General features: G+C 67.4%; 18 protein-coding genes. 11 read left to right on the top strand and 7 right to left on the bottom strand.

What is annotated here, in order from left to right:
• Positions 1 to 972, bottom strand: coding sequence for an NAD(P)/FAD-dependent oxidoreductase (locus BM199_RS30085; RefSeq protein WP_091678862.1), 972 nt, complete (start codon positions 970 to 972; stop codon positions 1 to 3).
• Between the two features lie 92 nt (positions 973 to 1,064).
• Between BM199_RS30085 and BM199_RS30080 the strand changes: the two genes are divergently transcribed.
• The gene (locus BM199_RS30080) at positions 1,065 to 1,649 is read left to right on the top strand and encodes a helix-turn-helix domain-containing protein (protein WP_091678859.1); all 585 of its coding nucleotides are present in this window, start codon (positions 1,065 to 1,067) and stop codon (positions 1,647 to 1,649) included.
• Here BM199_RS30080 and BM199_RS30075 read toward each other — a convergent pair.
• Both BM199_RS30075 and BM199_RS30070 read right to left on the bottom strand, forming a co-directional pair.
• A complete protein-coding gene (locus tag BM199_RS30075) occupies positions 1,637 to 1,834 on the bottom strand; it encodes a DUF397 domain-containing protein (protein WP_091678811.1) in 198 nt (65 codons plus the stop codon). The genes BM199_RS30080 and BM199_RS30075 overlap by 13 nt on opposite strands.
• Before the next feature lie 17 nt (positions 1,835 to 1,851).
• Positions 1,852 to 2,712, bottom strand: coding sequence for a helix-turn-helix domain-containing protein (locus BM199_RS30070; RefSeq protein ID WP_091678808.1), 861 nt, complete (start codon positions 2,710 to 2,712; stop codon positions 1,852 to 1,854).
• 144 nt (positions 2,713 to 2,856) lie between these two features.
• Here BM199_RS30070 and BM199_RS30065 point away from each other — a divergent pair, with 144 nt between their 5' ends.
• The 5 genes from BM199_RS30065 to BM199_RS30045 all read left to right on the top strand — a co-directional run bounded on the left by BM199_RS30065 (position 2,857) and on the right by BM199_RS30045 (position 7,011).
• Positions 2,857 to 3,747, top strand: coding sequence for a hypothetical protein (locus BM199_RS30065; protein WP_143101955.1), 891 nt, complete (start codon positions 2,857 to 2,859; stop codon positions 3,745 to 3,747).
• A gap of 88 nt (positions 3,748 to 3,835) precedes the next feature.
• A complete protein-coding gene (locus tag BM199_RS30060) occupies positions 3,836 to 4,273 on the top strand; it encodes a hypothetical protein (RefSeq protein WP_143101954.1) in 438 nt (145 codons plus the stop codon).
• Positions 4,270 to 4,899, top strand: a complete 630-nt coding sequence (locus BM199_RS30055; RefSeq protein ID WP_091678797.1) for a DUF3558 domain-containing protein — start codon at positions 4,270 to 4,272, stop codon at positions 4,897 to 4,899. The genes BM199_RS30060 and BM199_RS30055 overlap by 4 nt, the downstream gene beginning before the upstream one ends.
• A gap of 1 nt (position 4,900) precedes the next feature.
• Positions 4,901 to 6,262, top strand: coding sequence for a PPE domain-containing protein (locus BM199_RS30050; RefSeq protein WP_091678794.1), 1,362 nt, complete (start codon positions 4,901 to 4,903; stop codon positions 6,260 to 6,262).
• Positions 6,259 to 7,011, top strand: a complete 753-nt coding sequence (locus tag BM199_RS30045; protein ID WP_091678791.1) for an ESX secretion-associated protein EspG — start codon at positions 6,259 to 6,261, stop codon at positions 7,009 to 7,011. The genes BM199_RS30050 and BM199_RS30045 overlap by 4 nt, the downstream gene beginning before the upstream one ends.
• Here the strand turns inward: BM199_RS30045 and BM199_RS30040 are convergent.
• Positions 7,000 to 7,809, bottom strand: coding sequence for a TrmH family RNA methyltransferase (locus BM199_RS30040; RefSeq protein ID WP_245788911.1), 810 nt, complete (start codon positions 7,807 to 7,809; stop codon positions 7,000 to 7,002). The two genes, BM199_RS30045 and BM199_RS30040, sit on opposite strands and share 12 nt — an antisense overlap.
• Positions 7,810 to 7,857: 48 nt before the next feature.
• On the opposite strand from BM199_RS30040, the gene BM199_RS30035 reads away from it, so the two are divergent.
• The 3 genes from BM199_RS30035 to pruA all read left to right on the top strand — a co-directional run bounded on the left by BM199_RS30035 (position 7,858) and on the right by pruA (position 11,490).
• Positions 7,858 to 9,264, top strand: a complete 1,407-nt coding sequence (locus BM199_RS30035; protein WP_091678786.1) for a WS/DGAT/MGAT family O-acyltransferase — start codon at positions 7,858 to 7,860, stop codon at positions 9,262 to 9,264.
• Positions 9,261 to 9,782, top strand: coding sequence for a DUF6912 family protein (locus BM199_RS30030; RefSeq protein WP_091678783.1), 522 nt, complete (start codon positions 9,261 to 9,263; stop codon positions 9,780 to 9,782). Before BM199_RS30035 ends, BM199_RS30030 begins: the two co-directional genes overlap by 4 nt.
• Positions 9,783 to 9,861: 79 nt before the next feature.
• Positions 9,862 to 11,490: an L-glutamate gamma-semialdehyde dehydrogenase gene (gene pruA, locus BM199_RS30025; RefSeq protein WP_091678856.1), complete on the top strand. Its 1,629-nt coding sequence runs from the start codon at positions 9,862 to 9,864 to the stop codon at positions 11,488 to 11,490.
• 66 nt (positions 11,491 to 11,556) lie between these two features.
• Here pruA and BM199_RS30020 read toward each other — a convergent pair whose 3' ends face one another.
• Both BM199_RS30020 and rsgA read right to left on the bottom strand, forming a co-directional pair.
• Positions 11,557 to 12,390 carry an SCO4651 family lipoprotein gene (locus BM199_RS30020; protein WP_091678780.1) on the bottom strand — a complete coding sequence of 278 codons (834 nt, stop codon included), beginning with the start codon at positions 12,388 to 12,390 and terminating at the stop codon, positions 11,557 to 11,559.
• A gap of 162 nt (positions 12,391 to 12,552) precedes the next feature.
• The gene (gene rsgA, locus BM199_RS30015; RefSeq protein ID WP_091678855.1) at positions 12,553 to 13,557 is read right to left on the bottom strand and encodes a ribosome small subunit-dependent GTPase A; all 1,005 of its coding nucleotides are present in this window, start codon (positions 13,555 to 13,557) and stop codon (positions 12,553 to 12,555) included.
• Between the two features lie 174 nt (positions 13,558 to 13,731).
• Here rsgA and BM199_RS30010 point away from each other — a divergent pair, with 174 nt between their 5' ends.
• On the top strand, positions 13,732 to 14,520 hold the full coding sequence (locus BM199_RS30010; RefSeq protein WP_091678777.1) for an SOS response-associated peptidase: 789 nt from the start codon (positions 13,732 to 13,734) through the stop codon (positions 14,518 to 14,520).
• Between the two features lies 1 nt (position 14,521).
• A complete protein-coding gene (locus BM199_RS30005; RefSeq protein ID WP_091678775.1) occupies positions 14,522 to 15,133 on the top strand; it encodes an alpha/beta hydrolase family protein in 612 nt (203 codons plus the stop codon).
• Between the two features lie 94 nt (positions 15,134 to 15,227).
• Here the strand turns inward: BM199_RS30005 and ybaK are convergent, their stop codons facing one another.
• The gene (ybaK, locus tag BM199_RS30000) at positions 15,228 to 15,704 is read right to left on the bottom strand and encodes a Cys-tRNA(Pro) deacylase (protein WP_091678772.1); all 477 of its coding nucleotides are present in this window, start codon (positions 15,702 to 15,704) and stop codon (positions 15,228 to 15,230) included.
• Positions 15,705 to 15,798: the final 94 nt, after the last annotated feature.

Raw genomic sequence — 15,798 nt, 5'->3', positions numbered from 1 at the left:
TCAGAGTCCATGGCGCCGCGCCTGCACGGCGCGGCGGGTTTCCTCGGCGATCAGGTCGGCGTTGATCGCGCCTGCGGCGGTGGCACCGGAGGCGGCTGCGGTGAGCACGTTCGCCATGGGATCCGTGACGTTGCCCGCGACCCAGACGCCTGGTTCCGGGGTGAGACCGGTCGAGTCGGTGGCGATGTGCTCACCGAGCCCCGAAGGGTGCGGGGTGGACGCCAGCCCGAGTGTCTCCAGTACCGCTGCCCGCGGAACGGCTCGGGGTGCCACGGCCAGCGCACGGAGTGGGACCAGCTCGCCGGTGCGCAGGCGGACGCCGCTGAGTTGCTCGTCGGTGACCTCCACACGGGAAACTTCGCCGGACACACACGCGATACCGCGTGCGGCCAACTGCTCGGCCTCCTCGTGGGCGGGGGCGGGGCCGGTGTGCAGCAGCAGGGTGAGGTTTTCGGTCCACTGGCGAAACAGCAGAGCCTGGTGCACGCTCATCGGGCTGGTGGCCAGGACGCCGATCGGCTCGTCGCGGACTTCCCAGCCGTGGCAGTACGGGCAGTGCAGCACGTCGCGCCCCCATCGAGATGCCAGACCGGGAATGTCCGGCAGTTCGTCGACGATCCCGGTGGTCACGAGCAGGCGCCGTGCTCGCACGGTGTGCCCCGTGTCGAGTTCGATCGCGAACTGGTCTCCTTCGTTGGCCGCGGACCGCACCTGGCCTGGCGTGACTTCGCCGCCGTAGCCGACGACTTCCTGCCGCCCCACCTCGAGGAGGTGATCAGGCGGGGTGCCGTCCCGGGAGAGGAACCCGTGAATGTGTGCTGCCGGTGCGTTGCGGGGCTGACCGCTGTCGATGACCAGCACCGATCGTCGAGCACGGCCCAGCATGAGCGCCGCGCTCAATCCCGCCGGTCCACCGCCGACAACAATCACGTCATACCGGTCGGCGGGGCCGGATTCTGACTGTTGGGTCATCATGACCACCTCCTGCGCCCAACTTGCCCTCGTCGGTGACGAACCGGCAATGTTCTTTGCAGAAAGTGCAAAAACGCGGGCACAGTGGGGGCATGAGTGAAGACTTCGAAGCCGTGCTCGACGCGGTCGGACCACGACTGCGTGAGTTGCGCCGCCGCAGCGGAGCCACCCTCACCGCGCTGTCGGAGACCACTGGTATTCCGGTCAGCACGTTGTCCAGACTGGAGTCCGGGCACCGAAAGCCGGGACTGGAACTATTGCTTCCGCTGGCCAAGGCGTACCGGGTGCCGCTCGACGAGCTTGTCGGCGCTCCGGCCAGTGGCGACCCGCGAGTCTATCCGCGGCCGACCGTCCACAACGGCATGACCGTCATCCCGCTGACCCGCAAACCCGGCGGCCTGCAGGCGTTCAAGCAGATCCTCCCCGCCGGTCCGAACGATCTCGAACCGGATCCCCGTTCGCACGAGGGTTACCACTGGCTGTACGTCCTCAACGGGAGACTGCGCCTAGTGCTTGGTGACCGGGACCTCGTCCTCAACGCGGGAGAGGTCGCCGAGTTCGACACGCACCTCCCGCACTGGTTCGGCAACGCCGACTCACAGCCGGTCGAGTACCTCAGCATCCTCGGCCCCCAGGGCGAACGCTTCCATGTCAGGGCCCGCTATCAGCCCACCTGACGTACGGCGGCACGGAGGCTGTCCCAAGCGCACGGGGTGAGCACGAGTGCTCCTGCCCCGGGGTCTTTGGAGTCCCGGACCGCTGCGCCGCTGGTGAGCGAGGCGATCTCGACACACTCGTTGCCGCCGCCGTTGCTCCGGCTGCTCTTGCGCCACGTGGCATTGGTCAGATCGGCGGCGGGCATCGCTCACTCCACTCGTGTCAGTCTTCCAGGCTGCTCCCGATGGTAGAAATGAGCTCGACCGAGTCAACCGGGCTCAATGCCACTTCCTGCAAGCCTGCGAAGTTCAGCGTATACGTCTCGACGTTCTCCGCCGCCTCCAGATAGACGCCCTTGTCCACCAGTTCGACATAGCCCACGTCTGGTTCTTCACTGGCGAACGACAGGATGCTGAACGGCGTACCCATTGCGGGGTAGGCACCGGAGTTGGCTGCGATGACTCGCAAGTCGATGTTCGGCAGGGATGAGAGGGATACCAACCTGCCCAGTTGTCGTCGCATCACGCCAGGACCGCCAACGATTACGCGTAACGCGGCCTCGGTGACGATCGCTTCTACGTGCACCGGGTGGCCATCCTCCACGCGGGTCTGCCGCTTCATCCGGGCGTTAACGCGATGGCGCACCAGTTCTTCTGATGCTGCAGGCAGAAACGCGTGACTGATCGCCGCAGCGTACTCGGAAGTCTGTAGAAGGCCTGGTATCAAATCAACCTTGAACACGCATACCTTGCTGGCCTCGCTTTCCAGTTCGACGTACGAGAGAACGTCTTCGGCCAGCGCCTCCTTCTCGATCTGCTCCCACCAGCCGCGTTCCTGTGCTGCGAGCGTGGCCCGGAAGACCTTGTCGCGGACAGGTTCGGCGATGTCGTAGAGCAGAGCCAGGGTCATCACGTCGGCTGGCGTGATCGGTTGGGTCGCGTTCTCCAGTCGTGACTGTTTGGCGGTGGACCACCCGGCCTTGGCCGCAACCTCTCCGCTCTGCAGACCCGTGGGAACCCGCCACTCGCGCAGGGTTCGGGCAATCCTGCGCAGACGGATGCTCGGGCGGTAAGGGTCGGGCACATTGACCTCCGGAGTGGCGAAACCGCTGACTTTCCGAGCTTATCGAGCTGCCTGTAAGCGTCGCAGTCACACGATAGTGGCTTCTATGTAATTTTCACGATCCAGAGATTGCACGCGCGGTCTCTTTACTCGACTGTGGCCGTCATGTCAGTTCCCGCCGCCGGTTGGATGCCCGGTGTCTCCCTGCACGCCGGACCTACCGCTCCGGCTCACTTCGTCCTGCCCGACGCCGAGACCGTCGAGGGCCCGTACGGTCGCGAGTTCATCGCGGTATGTGGAGCACGTTGCTTCCCGCTCTACGGCAATGACCCGTCGGGCAGGCTCGCTCGGCACCCGCGTTGTTCGGCCTGCATCCTGCGGACGCCACCCGAAGCTGATCCACCGTCGGGCAGTGGCCGCCTCCGTCTCGCGGGGCTTTTCGCGGCGGCCGTGTGTCTGACGGGTTGCGACGTGCCAGATGAGGACATATCGGAGGGGATCGCTGCCGGGTTGTCGGCGCCTCCTTCCGGCGGTGCGTCAGTTGTTCAGGGCGGGTACGTGGAGGCGGTACCGGAAAACGGCTGCGGTTTCGCGTCTGAGCAGCTTCTGGTTGACCTGCTCCAGGACAACATCGCCCACCAGCGCGACAGCCGGTCGGTCAGGAACGGTTTCGAGCAGCTGGGCTGCTCCTGGACCGGGGTGCCGAACGTGCCTGGCCACGACCGGGGCGGTCCGGTTCGCCGTCTCGCAGTGGAGATTGATCTGATGCACGCGCACGAGGGCCGCTCTGAACAGCAAGCCGTCGTCGCAGCCACGCACTTCTTCGATCAGAAGTACGTGGCGAGCCTCGGGTGGGAGCCATTTGAGGTCGCGGGAACTGACTCGGCGATGTTGCACAGGCTGGAGACCGGTTCCGACGAGGGACAGGTCACTTGCGCGGTGCGTCACGAAAACGTGCTGATCGAGGTCGAATACTTCGACGGTGGCGCGAGGCAGGAGTCCGTGGAGCACGACGCGCAGAAGGTCGTTCGGTACGTCCTTGCACATGTGAGGTAGTGCAGTCTGGTGGTTCTGGACCACCTGAGCTGCGAGTTCGGCTACCCTCATGTGGCGGATGGTTACGCACGGGCTACGGGGAGAGTTGATGGCCGAGGCGAGCGGCTTCTGGACGGGTGTTACCGCCACTGAGCAGGTGCAGAAGGTTTTCGGAGGCGCGGTCGGCGGTATCGCCGCGGGCGCGACGCTGGGACCGGCCGGCAACGCCTCGTGGGAGTTCGACCCCGACGAGATCGACAGCGTCATCAGCAAGTGGAAGGCGTTGAGGGACGATGTCGTCGGTGACCGCGACGCGATAAGGGACATGTTGGAGATGGCGATTCCGCCATCTGGAGACGACCCGAGTGGCACGTTTGTCGGAGACCTGCAGGAAAGTCTCAGATCGCTGTTGGAGTCCAACGTCTCGATGCTCGCATACATTCAAAATTTTGTCGAGAAGCTCGAGACGGCTAAAGCCGGGATTGAAGCCAAGGACGAAGAGAACTCCAATCCGTTTCAGGCCGTCGGCGGGTCGTTCAACGTATGAGGCTCACACGAGTGTCGCTTTCCTTGCTGGTCGCTGGCGTTTGCTTCGCATTGGTTGGGGCTTGTTCCGGCGAGGAGCCGGGAACGCCTACTGTGCGACAGTCAACTGCAGGGGCAGACGCTGGTGGCAGCGTGCCTAGGGTGGGCGTGCCGCTAGACATCTCGACCTACCTTGAGAATCCTTGCAGCTTGGTCCCGCAGGACTTTGTGGCGAGTCTTGGCTTCCCTAAAGAGGGGAGGCCTGATACCGGAAAGGACAGCAGTTCGGCCGAGCTTGCGGGTCCCGGATGTGTATGGACCGTGCCGGATTCAATTAAAGGCTTGGATGTCAACGTTCAAACCGGGAATCAGAAGAATGGGCTTGGCGGTTTGCAAGGGCTCTATGACGCCTACCAGCGAGGCCAGTTTTCGTTCTGGGAGCCTTTCTCGGTATCGAGTTACCCGGCTGCTTACCACGACGCGTCCGATTTGCGGGATTCGGGTGTTTGCAACCTCGCTGTCGGAATCAAGGACGATCTGACTTTTTCAGTTACAGCAGCAGGTTATGACAAGGAACCGGACCAGGCATGCCCGGACGCAGTTCGGGTGGCCGAGCAGGTCATCGCGACTTTGAAGGGGGGCTCGTGAGATGAGCGGTGCAATGACCGGTGAGCAGGTCTACACGAACTTCACTGCGGGTAAGGGGACTGAACCTCTCCAGAGAATCTCTGTCGAACTCTCCAAGCTGCGCAGCACCTATGCTGACCGTGCGCAGTCGATCAGCGAGATCAACACGCAGATGAAGTCCGCATGGACCGGCGATGCGAGTGTCGCAGCACACAGTGGGGCCACTCCCTTGGTTGATGCGCTGGGGGATTCCGCGCGAAACATGGACCACACGACCGACTCCACCGCCAGCCAGTCGGCCGCGTGGGAAGGTGCCTCCCGGTCGGTCGAGCCTGTTCCGCCGATGCCGGAGAAGCCCAACCCGTGGACCACCGGCCTCAAGGCCGCGATCCCGGTCGCCGGGCCGTTCATGGCCGCCGACGACATCAACTCCTACCAGGACGGCGCGCAGGCTCATCAGCGCGCCTCGCAGCACAACGTCGACGTCATGAACTCCTACACGAGTCAGACCGGCGGCAACTCCGGCTTCCCCCGCAGCTACAGCCTCCTGCAGCCGAGCAGTGGTTCCATCAGTTTGAGCGACGGCTCCGGACCGGGTGGCATCGACGGTCGGCAGTCCGTCGCGCCGGACACCACGCAGGCTTCCAGTTCGTACGTGCCAGGTCCGGCTGCGGTGAACTCGGGCGGGCCGGTGTCGGCTGCTCCGCAGGTCAACAGCCCGATCTCGAGCAGCACCGTGGCTCCGCCGACCACCGGTGGAACGCCGAATTCGGTGGCCCCACCACCCTCGGTCGGCACTTCCGGCGGAAACACCGGCGGTGGCAACACCGGACCTGCCGGCGGTGGGCTGGTCACCGGTCCCGGTGGCAACCGGGACTCGAACCGTCCCGGCGCGAACCGCACCGGCCCGGGGGCCTCGCGCGGCACCGGCTTCACCCGAACCCCCACCGGTCCAGGGCGCGGCCTCGCGGGTGACCGCCTGCGGAGCGTGCCCGACCCGAAGAGTGCCGCCGCCGGTCGCGGTGGCAGCGGTGGTACCGGTGGTGGCGGAGGCGGCGCAGGTGCGGGTGCCGGTCGGGCGGGCGAAGCCGTCGGACGTGGCGGCGGCGCCGCGGCCGAGAACGCTCGTGGACTGGCCGCGGGCAAGGGTACCGGCGCAGGGATGCCAGGCGGCGTCGCCGCGGGCGAGTCCGCGGCCGCCAGAGGCGGCGCGAGCGCAGCCAGGGGCGCAGGCGGCATGCCGATGGGCGCCGCGGGTGCAGGCCGGGGCAAGGGCTCCGAAGACGACGAGCACCAGCGCGCCGCCTACCTGCAGGAGAACGATCCCGATGCCGTCTTCATCGGCGACCTCGGCAAGACCACGCCCCCGGTGATCGGCCAGTGAGCGGTCGCCGCGTCGACCTTCCCGTGTCGGTGCTGGCGACGTTGGCCGCACGCGAGCGGCTCGGTCCGCTCCACCTTGCCCTTCAGCCCGAGCCCATGTGGCTGCCGGAGGAGGAACAGGCGGAGCTCGACAGCACACTCGACACAGCGCTGGCCGATGCCGGAGTCCTCGACGGCCGGGGCAGGGTGGACGTCGAGTTCCTCGACCGGCTCCCCCTGCTCACCGCCGCCGAGGTCGAGTACTACGGCTGGTTCACCCACCCCGAGAGCGGCGAGACCTGGAGCGCCCTCGCCGCCGCGCGTGGGCTGGAGGGCCTGCTCGCCGTTCGCGCTGGCGACTGGGTGGCGCTGGCGCCGATCAGTCGGCACCACCTCGCCGACGAACTCACCGAACAACTCCCGGAGCGCCTGCCCGGCGGGGGCAGTCCGTGGAACGTAAGGGTGATCGACCTCGAGGACGCGGGACGGCGCGGCGTTTCCGACCGCGCACTGCCAGGGGACGTACGAGAAGTGGTCAAGGTCGTGCAGCGTCCGGTGCACGGCAGCGGCGAACTCTACGCCGCACAACGGGACGAACTGGGCCGGTACACCCGGCTCGAGAAGCCCCTGCACTACGTCGACACGGATTGGGGCCGCTACCTCAACTACACCACCGGCAACGGCGACGAAGCGGAGATCCACATCGCGCCCGCGACCCCGGCCACCCTCGCGCGGACGCTGGAGCAACTGCGGGCGTCCCTAGTGCGCTGACTTCCCGCTCCGCCGGACCATTTCGAAGCAGAGCACGGCTGCGGCCGCCGACACGTTCAGCGACTCGACCTCCCCGGGCATGGGAATCGACAGCCACCCGGTGACCTGGGCGCGAACCTCCTCGCTCACTCCCGCGGTCTCGCCGCCGAGAACGAAGGCGGCCCGACCGGGCAGCGGAGTGTCGAACAGGGACCCGGACGTCGACGCACCGAGGGCGTAGACGCCGTACCCCGCTTCGGTGAGCATTCCCGCGGCTTCGGCGGCACTGCCGCAGCGCAGGACGGGGGCACGGAAGGCCACCCCGGCCGAGGCCTTCACGACCAGCGGATCCAGCGCGGCCACACCGCGCCGGGGGACGACGATCCCGCCGATACCCGCAGCTGTCGCGGTGCGCAGGATCATGCCCACGTTCGCCGGTGTGGTGATGCCGTCCAGCACGAGCACCCGCGCCGGGGGCCGCGCCGACAGTGCCTTGCTCAGCGGTCGCATCCGTGGGGCCACCACGTCGGCGAGCACGCCCTGGTCCTGCTTTCCGTTGCCGGCGAGCACCTTGACCCGGTGCGCACTCGCGCGCTGCACCGGCACACCGCTCGCGTCGGCCGCCCGCTGGATCTCCGCGGCGCCCGCGCCGCGCACGGTGTCGGCGAGGATCACCTTGTCCACGTCGAGTGTGGGATCGGCGAGCGCTTCCAGCACAGGTTTGCGCCCGTACACCGTCAGGAAGCGGTCCTTCGGCGACACAGTCTGCTCGCCGTTGCCGTCACAGGAGGTGCCGTTTCCAGATCTTCGCTCAGCCACGCTCATCACCCACGGCGGCAAGTCTCGCACCTGTGTCAGGATCAGGGCATGCCCGACCGCCTTTCCGCGCTGGATGCCTCCTTCCTGTATGTGGAAGACCCGGCCACGCCGATGCACGTCGGCGGAGTGGCGATCTTCGAACGGCCGAGCCAGGAGTTCGACTACGAGGACCTGCTCGCCCTGATCGGGCAGCGCCTGGTCTTCCTGCCGCGCTACCGGCAGCGGGTGATGGCCGTGCCCGGCCATCTCGCCCGTCCCGTGTGGGTGGACGACGTGGACTTCGACCTGAACTATCACGTGCGCCGTTCGGCTCTACCTGCTCCCGGCACCGACGCCCAGCTGTTCGACCTGGTCGCCCGGCTGATGTCGCGCCCGCTGGACAAGGACCGCCCGCTCTGGGAGGCGTACTTCGTCGAGGGCCTCACGGGTGACCGCATCGCGCTGGTGACCAAGTCGCACCAGGCCATGGTCGACGGCGTCGGCACGATCGAACTCGGCCAGCTCATCCTGGACACGACACCGCAGGACTGCGAGCCATGCGAGGACACGTGGGCTCCGCGCAGGCAACCCAGCCGCGGCCAGCTACTCCTCGACGCCTTCAGCGAGACCGTGCAGCGCCCTGGCGAACTGGTCGAGAACGTCCGGTCGGCGGCACAGGACGCCGTCGCGACGGCGGAGAAGGTGGTGGGCACGGTCGGCGGAGTCGCCTCCGCCCTGCGGACCGTGGCCCGGCCCGCACCGGCAGGTCCGCTCAACGTGCGGGTGTCGGGCGGTCGGGTGTTCGCGGTGGTGCGCACGAGTCTTGAGGACTACCGCAGGGTGCGCGCCCAGCACGGTGGCACGGTGAACGACGCCGTCCTCACGGCGATCACCGGTGGACTGCGGCAGTGGCTGTTGTCCAGGGGCGCGAGCCTGGACGGTGACAGCACCATCCGCGCGCTCGTGCCGCTGGCCGTGCGCGACGTCGAAGCCGGGGAATTCTCCTCGGCCAGTTTCATCGGCAACCAGGTCGACTCGTACCTGGTTGATCTGCCTGTCGGTGAGCCAAGTCCGGTCCTGCGGTTGCAGCACATCGGCCATGCGATGGCCGAGCACCTGGATTCGGGGCGATCGGTGACCGCGCGCGCACTGCTGCGGGTAGGCGGTTTCGCGCCCGCCACGCTGCATTCGCTCGGCGCGAGGGCGGCCGGTTCGTTCTCCGGCCGGATCTTCAATCTGCTGATCACCAACTCGCCCGGGCCGCAGCATCCGTTGTACGCGGGACCGGCGAAGATGACCGAAATGTTCCCGATCATTCCCCTGGTGCGAAACCAGGCGCTGGCGATCGGCGTCACGTCCTATCACGGTAACGTCTATTTCGGACTCAACGGCGACCGGAAAGCAGTGTCTGATGTGGACCTGCTGGCAGGGATGATCGAGGAGTCGCTGGAAGAATTGCGAGGGATGCACTGGTGAGGGTCTATCTACCCGCGACGATCGGCATGCTGCGGCAGCTGGTCTCGGACGGAAAGTTCATGCCGGTGAGCGGCACCGGGTTCGCCCTGACGCCCGCGCTGCGCGAGTCGTACACCAGCGGATCGACCGACGAACTCGAGTACGCCGCGCTGATGGACGCCGCGCGGGCGTCCCTGCGGCTGATCGGCGCGGCACTCGGCGACGAGCAGGAGTCCGCCGACGCGGACGCGGAGCTGCCCCGAAGGGTGGTCGTCTCGGTGGACGTCGAGGACGTGACCTTGCGTCCTGACCTGGACCACGCCGTGGTCCGTCTCGGCGGCCCCGTCGCGCTGGACGACGTCGCCGCGGTGCACGTGGACGCACCGGAGGCGGAGCCCGCGGTACGCGCCGCCGCTGCCGAGATCGATGCCGCCGACCTCGGCGACGCCGACGCGGAGTTCGTTCTCGGCGAGGCCGAGGACCACGAACTCGCCTGGTACGCATCGCAGGAGCTGCCGTTTCTGCTGGAGCTGATGTAGCGCGCAACTGGCATCCTGGTGTCAGGATGGGGTGCAGACCGCTCACGAGGCGGAGAACCACCAGGAGGCGATACACATCATGGACGCGGTGACCACCGTTCCGACCCCGGCCAACGAGCCGGTGCTCACGTACGCACCAGGCACGCCTGAACGCGAGTCGCTCCAGCGCAGGGTGGCCGAACTGGAGTCCGAGAAGCACGAGCTGACCCAGACCATCGCCGGTGAGCGCAGGCTCGGTGGCGGTACACCGTTCGACGTCGTGCAGCCGCACGACCACGGTCACGTGCTCGGTGTGTCGGCACAGGCGACCAAGGAGGACGTCGCGGACGCCGTTTCGGCAGCGAAGGGCGCCGCTCGCGAATGGAGCGAGCTGCCGTTCGACGAACGGGCCGCGGTGTTCCTGCGGGCAGCCGATCTGATCGCCGGGCCCTACCGGGACACGCTGAACGCGGCGACCATGCTCGGCCAGTCGAAGTCCATCCAGCAGGCCGAGATCGACGCGGCGTGTGAGCTGATCGACTTTCTGCGCTTCAACGCGCACTACGCCCGCCGCATCCTCGCCGAACAACCCAACTCGGTGCCAGGTGTCTGGAACCGGATGGAGTACCGGCCGCTGGACGGGTTCGTCACGGCCATCACCCCGTTCAACTTCACCGCGATCGCAGGCAACCTGCCAAGCGCTCCCGCCCTCATGGGCAACACGGTCGTGTGGAAGCCGACACCCACACAGCAGCTGGCGGCGCATTACACGATGCAGGCGTTCGAGGAGGCCGGGCTGCCTCCCGGCGTCATCAACATGGTGACCGGTGACGGCCACGCCGTCAGCGAGGTCGCGCTCACCGACCCCGGTCTCGCGGGACTGCACTTCACCGGCTCGGTCGGGACGTTCAAGATGTTGTGGCGGACGATCTCGGACAACCTCGACGCCTACGGCAGCTGGCCCCGGATCGTCGGCGAGACCGGTGGCAAGGACTTCGTCATCGCGCATTCCTCGGCTCGTGTCGACAAGCTCGTCCCGGCGCTGGTCCGCGGTGCTTTTGAGTACCAGGGCCAGAAGTGTTCGGCTGCGTCCAGGGCCTACATCCCACGATCGCTGTGGGAGGGCGGTGTCCGTGAGCAGCTCGCGGACCTCACCAGAACGGTCAAGTACGGCGATGTGACCGACCTGTCCCTGTTCGGCGGTGCGGTGATCGACGCGCGGGCGTTCGCCAAGCACAAGGAACTGTTGTCCAGTGTGGAGGACGACCCGGCGCTGAGCGTCCTGGTCGGGGGCAACTGTGACGACACGGTTGGCTATTTCGTCGAGCCGACGGTGCTGGTGTCCGACGTCGCGGAACACGCCGTGTTCTCCACCGAGTACTTCGGACCGATCCTCGCCGTGCACGTCTACCCCGACGACGAGTACGAGCGCATGCTCGAGGTGGTCGACACCGCTGCCGCGTACGCGCTGACCGGTGCCGTCTTCGCCGACGACCGCACCGCGGTGCAGCAGGCACACCGCGCACTGCGGTTCACCGCGGGCAACTTCTACGTCAACGACAAGCCGACCGGTTCCATCGTCGGTCAGCAGCCGTTCGGCGGTTCCCGTGCCTCCGGCACCAACGACAAGGCGGGGTCGATGTTCAACCTGCTGCGATGGACGAGCCCGAGGTCGATCAAGGAGACCTTCGACGCGCCGACCAGCATCGAGTACCCACACATGGGCTGACGCGGACCTGACACAGCAGGGGCGCCGCCGAACCCGGTTCGGCGGCGCCCCTGCTGATTCTGCTGACTACTTCGGCATCGAGAATTCACCGACCTGGTCGGCAGGCGGTGCCTCGACGTCCACCGGCGCGCCCCAGTCGGTGTACTTCATCGTCATCTGTCCGCCTGCCTGAGGCTGACCGGCGGCCTCGGCGATCTTGGACATGTCCATCACGATCTGCACGGGCAGCTGGTCGCTGTTGAGCCACAGCTCCATCGGCAGGGTGTCGATCTTGCCCTGCATCTGCTCGACGGCCTTGGCGTTCGGGGAGTCGGGCATCTGCTCGGCGAGCTTCTTCATGTCGAGCTCGACCGAGTAGTGGGTGGTCTGCTCACCGTTCAGCTCGACCTGCTCGGTGTTCGTGATGGTCCCGGCCTTCTCGATCTGCTCGAGAGTCTTGCTCGGGTCGTTCTGCTCGGCCATCTGGTCGAACGAGTCGCCCATCGACTTGGAGATCGGGTCGTCACCACCGGGCGTGATCTTCACCCAGGGCTTGCCGTCGGCCGTCATGCCGGCCTGCGCCGGCATCTTCATGTACAGGACCTTGTCCACGATCCGCATTTCCATGGTCTGTCCCTGGACATCCATGTTCATCGACATCGCGGTGTTGTCACCGTCGTACAGGCCCTCACCGTTGCCGCTGAACTTCTGCCCGGCCATGTCCATCTCGAAGGTGAACTTCGAGCTCTTGCTCTTCTCGGTCTGCGCCGAGGCAGCCCTGACCAGTTCCTGGGCGGAACCGAACGGTGAGGACAGCTCTCCTCCGGAGCCGTTTCCGGAAGCGTTGTCGTCGCCTCCGCCACATCCGGTCAGCGCGATGACCAGCGCGAAACCGCCGGCCGCGAGAGCTGTCTTACGCATCAGATCCCCTGCTTTCACAAAGCACTCAACTGTCATCTACATGGATAGGACGTTCGACTGCCCCTCAGGGTTTCATGCCCGGCAGGACGAGTCTTTCCGGCTCCCGATATGGCTCGCACGACCGGCGTCCCCCCAGGTGCCCAGCCGAATTTCATGCGTAGGTCACGATTCGATCCCGGCTCGTGAGGAAAGCAGCCGGCGAAGTGACTCCAGCCTCCCCGCGCGGGCGGTGCCGGACGCGACGACCTCCTCCAGCGCACAGCCAGGGTCCTCGGGTGGGCCGAGGTGCCCGCAGCCAGAGGGGCATTCCTCCGCCGCGGCCGCGAACTCCGGGAACGACAACACGATGTCGTCCGCGGTCACGTGTGCCAGGCCGAACGATCGGATGCCCGGTGTGTCGACCACCCAGCCGCCCTGCGGCAGTGGCAGTGCCACGGCGCTGACCGAGGTGTGCCGCCCCTTGCCGACCGCGCTGACCACCCCGGTCGCGAGGTGGGCGTCCGGAACCAGCCGGTTCACCAGCGTCGACTTGCCCACTCCCGAGTGGCCGACCAGCGCGGACACACGATCGCGCAGCCGCTCGATCAGCTCGGGGGAGTCTTCGTCGTGCCGGGTGACGATCGCCGGTACGTCCAGGTCGGCGTACTGCGCGAGCAGGTCCTCCGGCCCCGCGAGGTCCGCTTTGGTCAGGCAGAGGACCGGCTCGAGCCCACCGGCGTAGCAGGCGACCAGGCAGCGGTCGATGAACCCGGTGCGCGGTGGCGGATCGGCGAGCGCGGTGACGATGAGCAGCTGCTCGGCGTTGGCGACGACGACCCGTTCGTACGGGTCCGTGTCGTCGGCGGTCCTGCGGAGCACACTCGCGCGCTCGTCCACCCGGACGATCCGCGCCAGGGTGTCCGCCTTTCCGCTGACGTCTCCGACGAGACCGACGGTGTCGCCGACGACGATAGGCGTGCGCCCGAGTTCCCTGGCCCGCATGGCGGTGACCACCCGCGCAGGGTCGCGTTCGACGGCACAGGTCCAGCGGCCGCGGTCCACCCCGGTGACCAGTGCGGTGGACGCATCGGCGTGTGCCGGGCGGCGCTTGCTGCGTGGCCGTGTCCCCTTGCCCGGTCGTACCCGGACGTCGGTCTCATCCAGCGTGCGCCAGTCCCTGCGGGCCAAACCCGTCACTTCCTCCTGCGTCACCTGCGGCGACGTTCGCCACTGCGGTCGACAATGATGATCCCCTATCGGGCTGGACGGGCCAACTGGTGTCGTTCGCGATCACTGCCTGCCCGTGCCACGATGGCTTGCACGATCGCGCGTTCGACACGAGGACACGGAGGTGGTGGGCCGATGTGTGGCCGTTATGCCGCGACGAAGGACCCGGCCAAGCTGATCGCGGAGTTCGATGCGGTGGACGCCACCGAGGGTGCGGCTCCGCCCGCGGACTTCAACGTGGCTCCCACCAAGAACGTGGTCACCGTCGTGCAGCGACACCCCCGCGACGCGGAGGGAACGGTGCTCGACGAGGAACCGGCCGTGCGCAGCCTGCGGGTGATGCGGTGGGGGCTGGTTCCGTTCTGGGCCAAGGATCCCGCCGTCGGCAACCGGATGATCAACACCAGGGCGGAGACCGCGAAGGAGAAGCCCGCGTTCCGCAAGGCGTTGTCCCGGCGCCGGTGCCTGGTGCCCGCCGACGGCTGGTTCGAGTGGCGGCAGACGGTCGACGGCGGCAAGAAGGGCCCGAAGGAGCCGTACTTCATGACGTCCGACGATGGCTCTTCGCTGGCTTTTGCCGGAATCTGGGAGAGCTGGCGTGATCCCAAGCAGGGCGACGACGCCGATCCGCTGATCACCTTCTCCGTGCTGACCACCGACGCGGTCGGCAGACTCGCCGATGTCCACCACCGCATGCCGCTGCTCATGCCGCGAAACCGGTGGGACGAGTGGCTCGATCCGGACCGCGCCGATGCCACCGATCTGCTCGCCCCGCCCGCACCGGACGTGGTGGACTCGCTGGAACTGCGGCCGGTGTCCACCAGGGTCAACAACGTCCGCAACAACGGGCCTGATCTGCTCGAGCGTGTCGAGGTCGGGGCCACCGACCTCGACGGTGCCCTGTTCGACCTGCCCCGGCCATGACATGACCACCACCGAGATCGACACCGCCTTCGGGCCCGCGCGAGCTGAGCTGCACTGTGCCGAGGAGGGCGTGGCCGCGCTGTTGCTCGGCCACGGTGCGGGCGGTGGGATCGAGGCGGACGACCTGGTCGCGGTGACCAGGGCCGCACAGGCCGCCGGCGTGCACGTCGTGCTGGTCGAGCAGCCGTACCGGGTGGCGGGCAGGAGGGCGCCCGCGCCTGCCGGACAGCTGGACGAGGCCTGGTTGACGGTCGCGGAGGAGCTCTCCGCGCGCTGGCTCGACGATCTGCCGTTGGTGTTCGGCGGCCGCTCGTCCGGGGCGCGCGTCGCCTGCCGGACCGCGGCGGCGGGGCAGGCGGTCGCGGTGCTCTGCCTGGCGTTCCCCGTGCATCCGCCGGGCAAGCCGGAGAAGACCCGTCAGCCCGAGCTGGACGCCGTCGAGGTTCCGACGCTGGTGGTGCAGGGCGAAGGGGACCCGTTCGGCCAGCCGGAGTCGGGCCGGCACCACGAGATCGTCCAGGTGGCCGGGGACCACAGTCTCCGGGCGGACCTCGACGCCGTCTCCCGGGCCTGCACCGAATGGCTGCAGCGCGTCCTGCGCCCGCTCACCTGACCCTCGAACGAGTGAGCAACCTCGCACTTTCCCGGGAAAGTGCGGTAGTTGCGTACGCCCCGTATCGCACTTTCCCGGGAAAGTGCGATACGGGTCAGCCGCGGATGTCCGCGACCACGGCCTTGGTCAGTTCGATCAGCGCGGTGGGAGCCAGTTCCACTTCCAGGCCACGACGGCCCGCCGAGCAGTAGATCGTGTCGAACCGCCGCACCGTGGAGTCGATCACCACGGGCAGGCTGCTGCGGTGCCCGAGCGGTGAGATCCCGCCCAGCACGTACCCGGTGGCCCGCTGCGCGGCCGCCGCGTCGGCCATCCGGCCGCGCTTGCCGCCCACAGCCGCGGCGAGCGCCTTCAGGTCCAGTTGCCCGGTGATCGGCACCACTCCGACCACCAGCTTGCCGTCGACCTCGGCCACCAGCGTCTTGAACACCCGCTCTGGCACCAGTCCGAGTAGTTCGGCGGCTTCAGAACCGTAGGACTCGTGTCTCGGGTCGTGCTCGTAGGAATGCAGCTCGTGTGCGACCTTCTTCTTCGCCAGCAGCGCGGTCGCCGGCGTGCCCTTACCTGCCACAGGACGAGAGCCTAACGACCTTCGGCTGGTCAGAGCCCCGGGGAATGCTCCGAGGGCCCCTGATGTTGTACGGAACGTGTTGACCGAGCTAGCA

Origin of the sequence: Amycolatopsis marina (genome assembly GCF_900111885.1) — a bacterium.
GTDB classification, from domain to species: Bacteria; Actinomycetota; Actinomycetes; order Mycobacteriales; family Pseudonocardiaceae; genus Amycolatopsis; species Amycolatopsis marina.
Note: the sequence above shows the minus strand (reverse complement) of the source record. Positions and strands in the feature narration are given on the sequence as shown.

Bases quoted from the DNA above. Each gene is read 5' to 3' on its own strand.
- pruA (WP_091678856.1), top strand. From the start codon at position 9,862: ATGGACGCGGTGACCACCGTTCCGACCCCGGCCAACGAGCCGGTGCTC.
- BM199_RS30060 (WP_143101954.1), top strand. From the start codon at position 3,836: ATGGCCGAGGCGAGCGGCTTCTGGACGGGTGTTACCGCCACTGAGCAG.
- BM199_RS30065 (WP_143101955.1), top strand. From the start codon at position 2,857: ATGTCAGTTCCCGCCGCCGGTTGGATGCCCGGTGTCTCCCTGCACGCC.
- BM199_RS30050 (WP_091678794.1), top strand. From the start codon at position 4,901: ATGAGCGGTGCAATGACCGGTGAGCAGGTCTACACGAACTTCACTGCG.
- BM199_RS30010 (WP_091678777.1), top strand. From the start codon at position 13,732: ATGTGTGGCCGTTATGCCGCGACGAAGGACCCGGCCAAGCTGATCGCG.
- BM199_RS30005 (WP_091678775.1), top strand. From the start codon at position 14,522: ATGACCACCACCGAGATCGACACCGCCTTCGGGCCCGCGCGAGCTGAG.
- BM199_RS30080 (WP_091678859.1), top strand. From the start codon at position 1,065: ATGAGTGAAGACTTCGAAGCCGTGCTCGACGCGGTCGGACCACGACTG.
- BM199_RS30020 (WP_091678780.1), bottom strand. From the start codon at position 12,390: ATGCGTAAGACAGCTCTCGCGGCCGGCGGTTTCGCGCTGGTCATCGCG.
- BM199_RS30035 (WP_091678786.1), top strand. From the start codon at position 7,858: ATGCCCGACCGCCTTTCCGCGCTGGATGCCTCCTTCCTGTATGTGGAA.
- BM199_RS30075 (WP_091678811.1), bottom strand. From the start codon at position 1,834: ATGCCCGCCGCCGATCTGACCAATGCCACGTGGCGCAAGAGCAGCCGG.
- BM199_RS30085 (WP_091678862.1), bottom strand. From the start codon at position 972: ATGACCCAACAGTCAGAATCCGGCCCCGCCGACCGGTATGACGTGATT.
- BM199_RS30055 (WP_091678797.1), top strand. From the start codon at position 4,270: ATGAGGCTCACACGAGTGTCGCTTTCCTTGCTGGTCGCTGGCGTTTGC.